The 12586-nt window shown below is 74.9% G+C and carries 1 protein-coding gene (running past one end of the window); it reads left to right on the plus strand.

Annotation, left to right across the window (positions count from 1 at the left end; all coding sequences use genetic code 11):
* Positions 1-12586, plus strand: the start of a protein-coding gene (locus tag J1M46_RS13335) for a hypothetical protein (protein ID WP_206448239.1). It continues 24092 nt past the right edge of the window; the window shows 12586 of its 36678 coding nt (coding positions 1-12586); the start codon lies at positions 1-3; the stop codon falls past the right edge of the window.

The following is a 12586-nucleotide window of genomic DNA, read 5'->3' on the forward strand; positions in this document are numbered from 1 at the left end:
ATGCGTCGTCTCGGTGCGACATCGCTGCTGGTGACGACGACGCTGATCGTTTCGCTGGTCACCGCACCCGCGCAGGCCGCACCCGAGCTGGCCGCACCGAAGCAGTTCGCCGCCGCGCAGGCCGCGCCGGAACCGTCGGTGCCGGACGCCATCCGGCTGCGGGACGCAGAGACGGTCGTCGTCGAGACGCTCCCGCGTGACGAGGCGCGTGCGCAGCTCGACGCGCTCTTCGCGGCCCAGCAGCAGCAGGCGCAGGCGGCCGTCGAGCAGCAGGCAATCGTGCAGCGGGCGCAGTCCCAGCAGGTCGTCCAGCAGCAGCGCGCGGTCGAGGTGCGGCAGGCGCAGCAGCAGGCCCAGCAGGCGCAGGAGGACGCGGACGCACAGCTGCAGGCGGCGCTCAGGGCGCTTGCCGAAGCGCTCTCGACCAGTCAGTGCACGACCGTCGGCGGCCAGAACGGGCAGCCGGCCTCGGTGTCATGCCCCATGGGCGAGGGCGCGGAGGTGTCCGGCGACGGCGTCGACGTGGTCGTCCCGGATGACCTGGACGACGACGAGCTGCTGACCGCGGCCAGCCTGCCCGCCGACCCCGTCGACGCGCTGCTCGAGCACGGCATGCTCCAGGCGGTGCTCGCGCAGGTGCTCGGCGAATGGGCCGCCGCCGGTGCGGATGTCGCCGGTATCACCGCGTCGATCGCCGCGTTCGACGGCCCCACCCTCGGCAGCGCCAGCGGTCGCAGCATCGCCATCGACGACGACGCCGCGGGCTGGGGCTGGTCGCGCATGGATCTCGCCACCGCCGTGCGCCACGAGGTCGGCCATGCGCTCGGCGCCGTGCACGGCGCGGGCGTGATGGGCGAGACGCTCGCCGCCGGCCAGGCCTGGAGCGTGGACGCCGGCGTGCTGCCGGCGCCCGCGGTCGAGCCCGCCGCCGAGCAGCCCGCGGCCGAGCTGCCGCCGGCTGAGGAACCTGCAGCGGACGAGCTCGCGGCGGCGGCGCCCGCAGCCGACGTCGCCGTCGCGGCGCCTGCGGCCGACGAGCCTGCTACCGGGGCGCCTGCCGAGTCGGCTGCCGCGCTGGTGGCCCCGGCCGAGCCCGGCGCGAGCGGCTGGTCGACCGACGGCGCCACCGCCACCCTCACGCTCACCCCGGCTGACGCGGCCACCGGCACCCTCCGGCTGCTGGGCGGCCGCATCGTGTTCACGACGTCCGACGGCGGCGAGCTGGCCACCACCGTCGAGAGCATCTCCGCCGTCGTGCTCCGCGGCACCGTCGGAGCCGCATCCCTCACCGTCGACCTCGCCGGCGTCGGCGGTGTCGCGATCGACATCGAGGGTGCTGCCGGCACGCTGCACGTGACCGGCATCGCCGACTCGGCACAGCTCGTCGGCACGTCCGACCGCTTGCGCCTGGTGTGGAGCTTCGCCAGCCTGTCGTTCCTCGCCCCGCGCATCTCGGCGCTCATCGAGTCGACCGGCGATATCGCGCTCGACGGCTCGTTCGCGCTGCCCGGTGCCTCGCTCGCGGTGCTCGCGAACCGCATCACCGTCGCCGAGGGCACGGTCGTCGATACCCGCGGCGAGACCGGCGATGGGGCGATCGTGCTCGCCGCCCGCGACGACCAGACCGCCCGCGACGCCGTCGCCTCGGTGTCGGTCTCGGGCGCGACGCTCGCCGGCGCCGAGATCGCATTGACGGCGGATGCGTCGCGCACTGCGAGCGCGCAGGGCACGTCGTCGGCGTCGGTCGTCGTGGTCGACGCCATCATGGTCGCCTCGGGCGATGTGACGCTCCGCAGCAGCTCGACCGCCGCCCTGCGCGCCGACGCGGCCACCGCTGTCGTGCGCGGCTCCTCGACCGCCGTCTCGCTGGTCGGCGGCACCTCGACGATCCGGAGCACCGGCACGGTGAGCATCGAGGCGCACAACATCGCGAACGCCGAGGCACGCGGCGCTGCTGTCGCCGAGGCCGATCTCGCCCGCCTGACGCACGCGACCATCGAGGGCGAGCAGACGATCGACGCCGACGGCCTCGTGCTGGTCGCCGACGGCAGCACCGTGCTGCGAGCGATCGCAGCCGGTGCCACCGGGGCCGTCGCGACCACCGGCGGACTCGCCGGGCTGGCGCAGCGCACCGACCCGGCAGCCGCCTCGGTCGCCGTGGCCCGCGCGCACCTCGACACACTGGCGGGCATCGCGCGCGACGCCCGCGTCACGGTCGCCGACGCAGCCGTGTCGGTGCTGGCCTCCTCCGAGCTCGACGCCGGCGCGAGCGCCACGGGCGCGGAGCGCGGCGTGTCCGCGCTGATCGTGCGCGACAGCACCGCGAGCACCCTGGCGACGGGCGCAGGCCTCGCCGGCGCGACGGACCTGACGCTGCGCGCGACGACCCTGCACCGGGCGACGGCCGACGGCGCGGCTGGCTGGGCGCTGCTGTCGTCGACCGCCGCCACCGCGGCCGCCGCCGAGCCGGGCGCGCCGCTCGAGCTCGCGGGCGGGCTCGAGATCACCGCAGAGCAGGACGCCGAGGCGCACGCCACCGGCACCGGCGCGGCACTGGTGCTCGGCACGCACGAGGCGACCGCCTCGATCGCGCGGGCGGCGACCGTCGCGGGCGCCGCAGCCATCCGCGCCGACTCGCGCTCCGTCTCCTCCTCGACCGTGGCACCGGTCGCGGTCGCGCTTCCGGTGCTCGCGGCGGCATCCACCGCCCTGCTCGCCGCGCTCGGCGGCGTCGCCGGTCCCTCCGCCGTCGTCCAGGTCGCGCTCGCCGGCGTCGCGCCGATGCGCGCGGTCGCCGCCGCCGTCGTGCTCGCCGCCGCCACCGCGTCGATCGCGGTCGCCGCCGGCCGGCTGGGCGTCGACGGCATCCTCGACCTGACGGCCGTCTCCAGCGGGTCGAGCACCACCGGATCCGGCGGCGTCGACCTCGCCCCCGACCAGTCGACGCGCATCACGGTCGGCGGCCACAGCTCGGTCGTCGAGGTCAACAGCCCCGTCTTCGCCGGTGACGACGTCACCATCCAGGCGGGCAGAGGCCCTCCGGCCGGCGATGGATCCGCATCCGCCCTCGTCCGTCAGACCGCACCGATCACCCTGCTCGACCCCACCGCCACGACGACCATCACGAGCCCCCCGCAGACGCCGGCGATCACGCCGCCTGCAGGCGCAGCGCTCATCGTCGCAGCCGCCGGTGGCGCCGTCGCCCTCCGCGGCGCCAGCCTCGCCTTCGCGCCCGGCGCGCTGCCCGCCGATGCCTGGGTCGTCATCACCGCCCGCGACGCCGTCGTGCGAGGCCTCGCGACCCGCTCGGCCGTCTACGACCTGCGCGCCTTCGACGCCCGCACGGGCGAGGAGATCACGACCTTCCTGATCGACCCGCAGCTCACCCTCGCCGTGCGGGGCACCGTCGGCGGCGACCGCATCTGGTACGTCGCACCCGACGGCTCGCTGCAGGCGATGGCCACCGCGGTCGACGCGAGCGGTGCACTCACGGCGCAGCTGCCGCACTTCTCGGAGTACGTCGCCGGCTCGCCGCTTGACGGGCTCGTCGGCCTGATCGTCGCCCAGCTGCAGGCCTACGTCGAGGGCCTCTCGTACACGCAGGCGCTCGGCGACCACAGCCTGGGCGAGGCGTTGCGGCTCACCGGCCTGCAGCTCACGATCGGCTCGCTGTCGGCCGCCGCGCCCTACACGGGCACCGCGACGCTCACCGGCACGCTCGCGATCGCGCTCACCGTCGGCAGCCTCTCGATCACGGCGAGCGCGCGGCTCTCCGCCGAGTACACGCTCTCGAGCGCCGCGGGCCTCGACGGCGGCACCCTCACGATCAGCCTCGAAGGGGTCGCGCCCGCCACCCCCATCACCGTCGCGATCGCCATCGGCGGCACCAGCGTCGCCACGCTCAGCTTCGCGTCCGCGATCCTGACGCAGGCCGGCGCCGACGTGACGCTGCGGGCGACCGGCGTCAACGCCATGATCGGCCCGGTGCTCGCAGACGGCTCCGAGATCACCCTCGGCGGCGGCACGCTCGCCCTCACCTCGCGCGCCGACACCGGCGACGTCGACCTCTCGCTCACGGGCGCCACGCCCGCTTTCAGCGCCGGCATCGGCGGCGTGACGCTGACGGATGCGCGCCTCGCCTACGACGGCACCACCGGCCTCGTGCTCCACGGCACCCTCGCCGTCACGGTCGCCGGGCAGCAGGTGACCGCGACCGCCAGGATCACGCGCACCGCCGGCGTCACCTCGATCGCGATCACCGGGCTGCGCGCCACGCTCTCCGGCGATGGCCAGACGGTCGTGGTCTCCGAGGGCGCCGGCTCGCTCGTGATCGACCCCGCCGGCATCAGCGGCACGATCGCCGCGACGGTCGTCGCCACCGGGCTGGTCGACGCGACCCTCGGCGGGACGCTCGCGCTCGACACCGCTACCGGCACCGTGCGCGTCGCGCTCGCCGCCCGCGACCTCGACCTCGAGCTCGCCGACGGGATCGGGGTGACGGATGCCGTGCTCGCCCTCGTCATCGAGTCGAGCGTCGAGCACGGCACCCGCGCCGCGCTCGACGCGACCGGCACGGTCACCCTGGCGGGATGGCACGGAGTCAGCCTCGGCGGCATCGTGCACGCCCGCGTCAACGGCTTCGAGGGGCCGCTGTCGGAGTCGGTGGCGCTCGCCGACGGCTCGGGCCAGGCATCGATCGCCTTCGCCGCCGACGAGGTGGCCGTCGCCGACGGCGCGTTCCTCGAGGTCGCCGGCCTGGGCGTGACGCTGACGGCGCTCGGCCAGCAGCTCACCGCCGACCTGGTGCTCACACGTGGCGCCGCCGGCTACGACCTCGCGGCCACGAACCTCGTGCTCGCGCTGGGCGGGGCCGCGCCGCTCGCCCGCTTCACGGCCGCCACCGGCACCTTCGACCTCGACGCCACGACCGGCGCGCTGTCGGCGAGCATCACCGGCAGGCTCGTGATCGCGGTGCCCGGCCTCGCACTCGACGAGACCCTCTCGCTCGAGCTGAGCACCGCATCCGCCGCCGAGCACCTGCGGTTCGAGGGCACCGCCGTCGACCTGTCGCTCGCCGGCCAGACGATCGCGTTCGCGACGCTGAGCCTCGCGCGCAGCACCGCCGACGGCGTGACCCGCACGAGCGTCGCGGTGACCGGCGGCGCGCTCGCGATCACGAGCGGCACCACCGAGCTGATCGCGCTGAGCGCCCTGGCCGGCACGCTGACGCTCACCGCGGGCGGGCTCGCGGGCAGGCTCACCGCCACCGTCTCGACCGCGCTGCCCGGGCTCGCGATCAGTTCGGCGACCCTGCTCGTCAACACCGGCGCCGCCGCCGTCGGCGACGTGCCCGCCGGCCCTGTCCTGCGCGTCCAGGCGGTCGGCGCCACCCTCACGATCGGCGGTCGGTCGGTCGCCTTCGACGCCGCCTTCGAGCGCGGCGTCGACGCGGCGGGCGCCACCGTCCTGCGGGCCGCCATCACGAACGGCAGCCTCACGATGCTGGCCGGCACCACCCCGGTGATCGCCGTCACCGGCGCGACCGGCGTCATGCTGGTGACCGCCACAGGCGTCGCCGCCTCGCTGAGCGGCACGGTCGCGATCGGCCTGCCGGGCGTCAGCCTCACCGGCACGCTCGCGGTCGAGGCCAACACCATCGGCGCCCCCGTCGACACGACCATCCGCGTCGGCGGCGTCGACGTGCCGCTCGTGCTGAGCGCGAGCGCCGTGCTGCGCCTCGTGGGCACCGACGTGCAGCTCACGGTCGCGGGCCAGCGGATCACGGGTTCCGTGCGGTTCACGCAGAGCGGATCCGTCGTCATGGTCGCCGTCACCGGCGGCGCGCTCGCCTTCGGTGGCGGCATCGCGAGCCTCACCGGCCTCAGCCTCACGCTCACCGCGGGCGCGACCGGCATCTGGGGCAGCGCCGTCGGCGCGCTCGCGCTCTCGCTGCCGGGCGTCGCGCTCGTGAGCGGCACCGTCTCGGTGCAGCTCAACACGGATGCGTCCCTGCAGTCGGGCATCCAGCCCGGCACCGTGCGGGTCGGCTCCGACAGCCTGACGCTGGCCGTCGCCGGGGTCGAGATCACCGGCGGCGTGTGGCTGACGCGCACCGTCGTCGGCGGGGTCGCGAGCCACCGGATCGCCATCACCGGCGCCAGCCTGGCGCTCGGCGGGGTCGCGACCGTCACCGGCATCACCGGCTCGCTCGCCATCGCGCCGACCGGGGTCGCCGGCAGCATCTCGGCGAGCATCGCGGTGCCCAGCATCTCACTCACGACGACCGCCGACGTGGCCGTGAACACCACCGCATCCGCCTTCGACCTCGGCACGGGCACCGTGCTGCCCGCCGGCCCGTACCTGCGGGTCGAGGTCGCTGCGCTCGAGATCGCCGCCGGTGGCGGCAGCATCAGCGGCGCGGCCTCCATCTCGCGCTGGGGCAGCGAGACCGTGGTCGCGATGACCGGGGTCGAGGGCAGGCTCGACGCCGCCTCGGGCGACGCCGACCTCAACGACGGCACGGGGGTGCTGCTGCTGCGCGCCGGCGGCCTCGCGGGCGTCTTCAGCGGGTCGGCGACGGTGGACGGCAGCGGCGCGAGCGCCTCGGGCACCGTGCTGCTGCAGGTCAACACCACCGGCGTCGCGATCGACACGAGCGTCAGCCTGGGCGGTACGACCATCCCGCTACTGCTGGCCGCGAGCCCGGTGCTGGCGCTCTCCGTCTCGGGGCTCAGCGTCACGATCGGCGACTTCCTGACGATTGAGGGCGATCTTGCCTTCACCGACACCGTCGTCGGCGGCGTTCCCGCGCGCTCGGTCGCGGGCACGGGCCTCACGATCTTCCTCGGCCGCGGCCCGGCCTTCCTCGAATCCGGCGCGCGCAATCCGCTCGCCATGGGCGTGCTGCTCACCGACGCCACCATCGGCCTGATCGCCGTCGGCACCGGCCACGCGCTCGTCGCTACCGGCACCGTCAGCATCATCGGCGTCGCGGGCGTGACGCTGCAGGGCACGGCGAGCGCGCGCGTCAACACCACCGGCATGGCGCTGACGAAGACGATCACCATCGAGGGCAGCACGGCGCCCGGCGTGCTCGTCTCCTTCGCTGATGCCGCCACCGTGAAGGAAATCGCCGTCAGCGACGCGACGCTGGGGCTCGCCGGCCGCTCGCTCGACGGCGACCTGACCTTCTCGCGCAGCAGCACCGGCCTCGCGGTCGCCGTCGCCGACGGCGCGGTCGACCTGGGCGCCGGCGTGCAGGTGACGGCGGTCGCCGGCACGCTCGTGCTGGGCGACCAGGGCGTCGCCGGGCAGCTCACGGCCATCGTCACCGTCGCCGCGCTCGGCATCACGGGCGCAGTCGCGTCGCTGCAGCTCAACTCGTCGGCCTCCGCCGTCGCCGCCGTGTCGCTGCCCGCCGGACCGTTCCTGCGGGTCGCCATCTCCGGCGCGACGGTCACTGTGCTCGGCCAGAGCTTCGGCGCCGACGTCATCGTCGAGCGCACCACCGCCGCGGGCGTCGCCACCACGGTGATCGGCATCGCCGGCGCGGCACTCTTCCTCGGCGACGACCAGGGCACCGCTGCCGACCTCACTGATGATCTCGGCGTCCGGCTGACCGGCGGCGCCGGCATCCTCGTGCTCACCGCCAGCGGTGTCGCCGGTCGCATCAGTGGCACGATCTCCGCACAGCTGGGCGACGTGGAGGTCACCGGCGACCTCAGCCTCGCGATCAACACGACGACGGCACGGGTGCAGGCCTCCGTGCTGGTCGGCACCGTCACGCACCTGCTTGACGTGCAGGCAGGTCCCCGCCTGCGCTTCGACGCCGCCGATGCGACCGTCGAGGTGCTCGGGCAGACGCTGCGCGCCGACCTCGCGATCGAGCGCGTGACCGCACTGACCGCTGCCGGCGCCGTCGACGCGACGAAGACGCTGCTGCGCATCGCCGCCACCGACGTGCGCCTGAGCCTCGCGGGCGGGCGCGCGACGCTCACCGACGGCACGGCGCTGCTGCTGCTCGACTCCAGCGGCACGACGAGCGCCGTCGCCGGCCGCATCACCGGCACGGTCGCGCTCGACGTGCCGGGCGCGAGCCTCGCGGGCACCCTGGTCGTCGAGCTCTCGACCGCGGTCGGCACCGTCGACACCACGTTCCGCGCCGGCGGCGAGACCATCGCGCTCGCGCTGCCGGCAGGCGGCGCCGACGGGTACTTCCGTCTCACCGGCACCGCCGTCACCCTCACGATCGCCGGGCAGGCGCTCACCACCGACCTCGAGCTGGTCGACACCGCCGGCAGCCTCTCAATCAGGCTCCGCAACGCCCGCCTCGCGCTCGGCGGCGCCGGCCCGCTCGTCACCTTCACCCAGCCCGTCGAGGGCGCCAGTGCCGTGTCGACCCTGAATGTCGGCACGACCGGCCTCTCCGGCTCCATTGCGGTCGCAGCCGCGTTCGGGGTCGCGGGCATCGCCGTCACCGGCGCACTCTCGATCGGCGTCAACACCACGGCAGCCGCCGTCGTCGTCACCGGCTGGAGCGACGCGCTGGCGCCGGGCGCGCTGCGCATCGGCGGCGAGGGCCTCAGCATCGCGGTGCTCGGCCAGTCGATCCAGGCAGACCTCGCGTTCGAGCGGGTGCCGACGCCCACCGGCGCGCTCGTCCGCATCGGCATCGCCGACGCATCGCTGGAGCTCGGACCGCTCACCGCCACCGGCGGCACCGGGCTGCTCGTCCTCACCCCCGGCGGCGTCGCCGGCACGCTCGCCGTCGGCTTCACCGTCGCAGGCGGCGCCCCCTTCGCGCTCACCGGCGACCTGCGGCTCGAGGTCAACAGCACGGGCGCCGCGGTCGCCCAGTCGCTGCAGCTCGGCGGGGGCACCGTCGCCATCGACCTGCCCGCGGGGCAGTTCGTGCGCCTCGCGGGCACGGCAGTCACCCTCACGGTGCTCGGCCAGCAGCTGCGCGCCGACGTCGCCGTCGACCGCACGACCTCCTACGGCGCGGACGGCGTCGCCGGGGGCATCGACGACACGACCGTCACCCGCATCGCGCTCGCGAACGCATCCGTCGTCCTCACCGCGCGCGGCGCGCGGCTCGCGCTCACCGGCGGCGAGGCGCTGCTCGTGCTCACCGCGGCCGGCCTCGCCGGGCGCATCAGCGGCACCGTCGCCCTGACCGGCGTGCCGGGGGCCAGCCTCGCCGGCGCGCTGCAGGTCGAGCTGAACACCACGACGGCGCACGTGCAGGAGGCGCTGCGCGTCGGCGACCAGACCGTCGAGATCGACCTGCCGGCAGGCGGCGTCGGCGGCTACCTGCGCATCGCGGGCACCGGCGTGCGGCTGACCGTCGCCGGGCAGATCCTGCAGGCCGACATCGCCGTCGTGCGCGAGGCGGCCGCGCTCACCGTGACCATCGCGAACGGCGTGCTCGCGCTCGGGTCGCCGACCGCCCCGCTCGTGCGTGCCACCGGTGTCAGCGGCGCGCTGCGCATCACCGATGCGGGGGCCGCCGCCTCGCTCGCCGCGTCGCTCGCGGTCGCCGTCCCCGGCATCGCGATCGGCGGCGACGTCACCGTGCAGGTCAACTCCGGTGCAGCCACGGTCGCCGTCGGCTCGCCGGCTGTCACCGTGCAGCCCGGCATGCGGGTCACGGTCGCGAACGCGACGCTCACCATCTCCAGTCAGTCGCTGGGCGCGAGCTCGCTCGCCATCACCAGCACGCCCGACGGCGAGGTGGCGCTGGCCGTCACCGCCCTCACCGTGCAGCTCGGCACCTTCGTGCGGGTCACGACCGAGCACGCCTGGAGCGGCGCGCTCGTCATCACCGCAGCCGGCGTCGCGGGCTCGTTCCGCGGCTCCACCGCCGGCGTCTTCACCGTCCCCGGGATCATCGTCGGCGGCACCGTCGAGCTCGCCGTCAACACCGGGCGGGCAGCCGTCCGCCGCACCGACCTGGGCATCGACGTGCCCGCCGGGCCCTACCTGCAGGTCACCGTCACCGGCGGCACGCTCGCCGTCACCGGCGGCCCGACGTTCAGCGGCAGCTTCCGCTTCAGCAGCACGACGCCCGAGGGCGCCACCGACTCGGTCACCACGATCGCGTTCAGCGGCGTCTCCGTCTCGCTCACCCGTCAGGGGGAGGCGAGCCCGATCGGCATCGCCGACGGCGTCGGCGCCTTCCTGGTCACCGCCGACGGCATCGCCGGCGCCTTCTCGGGCTCGATCGCCTTCGCGCCCGGCGGTGGCTTCACCGCCGATGCGGTCGTCTCGGTGCGCTACAACGGCACGGCAGGCGCGCTCGCGGAGACCATCACGGTCGGCGGGGTCGACGTGCCGCTGACGTTCGCAGACACCGAGGTGAGGGTCGGGGCGGATGCGTTCATCGCCGTCACGGCGGCCGGTGCGTTCACGTTCGGCGACTTCGTCGAGGCCAGCGGCTCCATCACCTTCACCGGCAGCGACATCGCCGTCGCCGACCTGACCGTGTTCGTCGGCCGCGGCCCCGGCTTCCTCGCGGGAGGCGCGCGCAACCCCTTCGCCGTCGGCCTGTACCTGACGGACGTCGCGGGCCGCATCTCGGGCTCCCTCGGCGACCATGACCGCGTCATCGCGATCTCGGGCAGCGTCGAGCTGGTCGGCATCCCGGGCGTGACGCTCAGCGGTGCCGTCTCCTTCCTCTACAACGAGTCGCTGCTCGAGCACACCCTCGGCTCGGGCGATGCCGCGGTCACGGTCGCCGAGGGCACTGCTGACGCACCGTTCATCCTGGTCATCGGCGATGTCACGCTCGGAGTCGCCGGGCAGTCGCTCACCGGCACCGTGGCATTCGAGACCGTCGTGAGCGGCGGCTTCGTGCTGCGGTTCGGCGGCGCGGCGCGCGACGGGGGCAGACCCCTCACCCTCAGCCTCGGCGGCGGCGTCGCGGTCGCCACGATCGCCTCCGGCGAGCTGCAGCTCACGCCCACGGGACTCGCGGCGGTGCTCGACGCGAGCATCGTGCTGAACGCCGGCGCCGACATCAGCATCGGCGGCCCCGGCGGCGTCGCCGCCGTCATCCAGCTGCAGCTGAACTCCGCGACCACCACGCGCACCGTGCAGGGCGTCACGATCCCCGCGAGCTCGGTGCGGGTGCAGGTCGGCACGCTCGCGGCGCCCGCCGTGCTCACGGTGCACGGCCAGCAGCTGAGCGGCGTCGTGGTGTTCGCGCAGGTCGCGGCCGCGCTGCCCGCGGGCTCCCCGCCCGACACGGTCGCGCCGAGCACCGCGATCGTCGTCGTCAGCGCGCTCAGCCTCACGCTCGGCAGCGAGACCGCCGGCGTGCGCCTGCGCGACGGCAGTGCCGTGCTGGTGCTGAGCGACACCGGCATCGCCGGCCGCATCGGCGGTACCGTCGAGATCCGCGTACCCGGCGATAAGGCGCGCTTCAGCGGCACCTTCTCGCTGGCGATGAACTCGGGCGCAGCCGTCGACCGCGCGATCGAGGTCGACGGCACCACGGTGGTGCTGCAGCTCGAGGCAGGCAGCTACGTGCAGGTCGAGGGCACCGCCGTCGCGATCGAGATCGCGGGCCAGCGGCTCTCGGGCGACTTCACCTTCACGCAGGCCGGCGACGTCACGACCATCACGGTCGCGAACGCGCGGGCCGCGTTCGGCGACGGCACCACTGACTACGTGGCGCTCACCGGCGGTACCGGCTCCCTGACGCTCGGCACCGCCGGCATCACGGGCGCGGTCAGCGGCCGGGTGGCCGTCACGCTGCCGGGCGTCACGATCACCGGCGACTTCACGGTGGACTTCGACACCTCGGTCGCCAGCCCCTCGATCGCCGTCGTCGGCGACGGCATCACCATCGACATCGGCGGGCTCCTCCTCACCGCCGGCCACGTCGAGCTCCGGCAGCACGTCGACGGCACCGTGCGCATCGTCGACATCGCGGTCGGCGCCACCCTCGACCTCGGCGCCCCGATCGGGCCGATCACGCTCAGCGGCTCGCTGCAGATCGGCGCGAGTGGCCTCGCCGGCTCGCTCGGCCTCGGCGGCTCCGTCAGCTTCGGCGGTGTCACGATCGGCGCCTCCGAGCTGCGCTTCGAGATCAACCGCACCGACCAGGCCGTCGAGCTCATCGACGGCACGCGCCTCGAGGCAGGCCCGTACCTGCGGCTCGCCGGCGAGGGCGTGGAGTTCGCCATCGGCGGCTTCGGCCTCACCGCATCGGTGTCGTTCACGCAGGCCACGAACGCAGACGGGGCCGCGCGCACCGTGATCGCCATCGCCGGCGGCACGGTCTCGCTCGACGGCTCGGCGCTGCTCAAGGGCGTCGAGGGCATGATCGTGCTGCTGCCCGGCGGCATGGCCATGTCGCTCGCGGGCACCGTCGACCTGGCCTCGCTGCTGCCCACCGGCGTCACCCTCGCCGGCTCCTTCTCGCTGCAGGTGAACCAGACCGGCGGCCGCGTGCTCGAGTCGGTCACCGTCGGCGGTGCGACGGTCGCGCTCGACCTGAAGGCCGGCACCTACGTGCGCGTCGGCGGCACCGGGATCACGCTCGCGATCGCCGGCCAGTCGCTCACAGGCGACATCGCCATCG

Origin of the sequence: Agrococcus sp. KRD186 (assembly GCF_017168255.1) — a bacterium.
Lineage (GTDB): Bacteria > Actinomycetota > Actinomycetes > Actinomycetales > Microbacteriaceae > Agrococcus.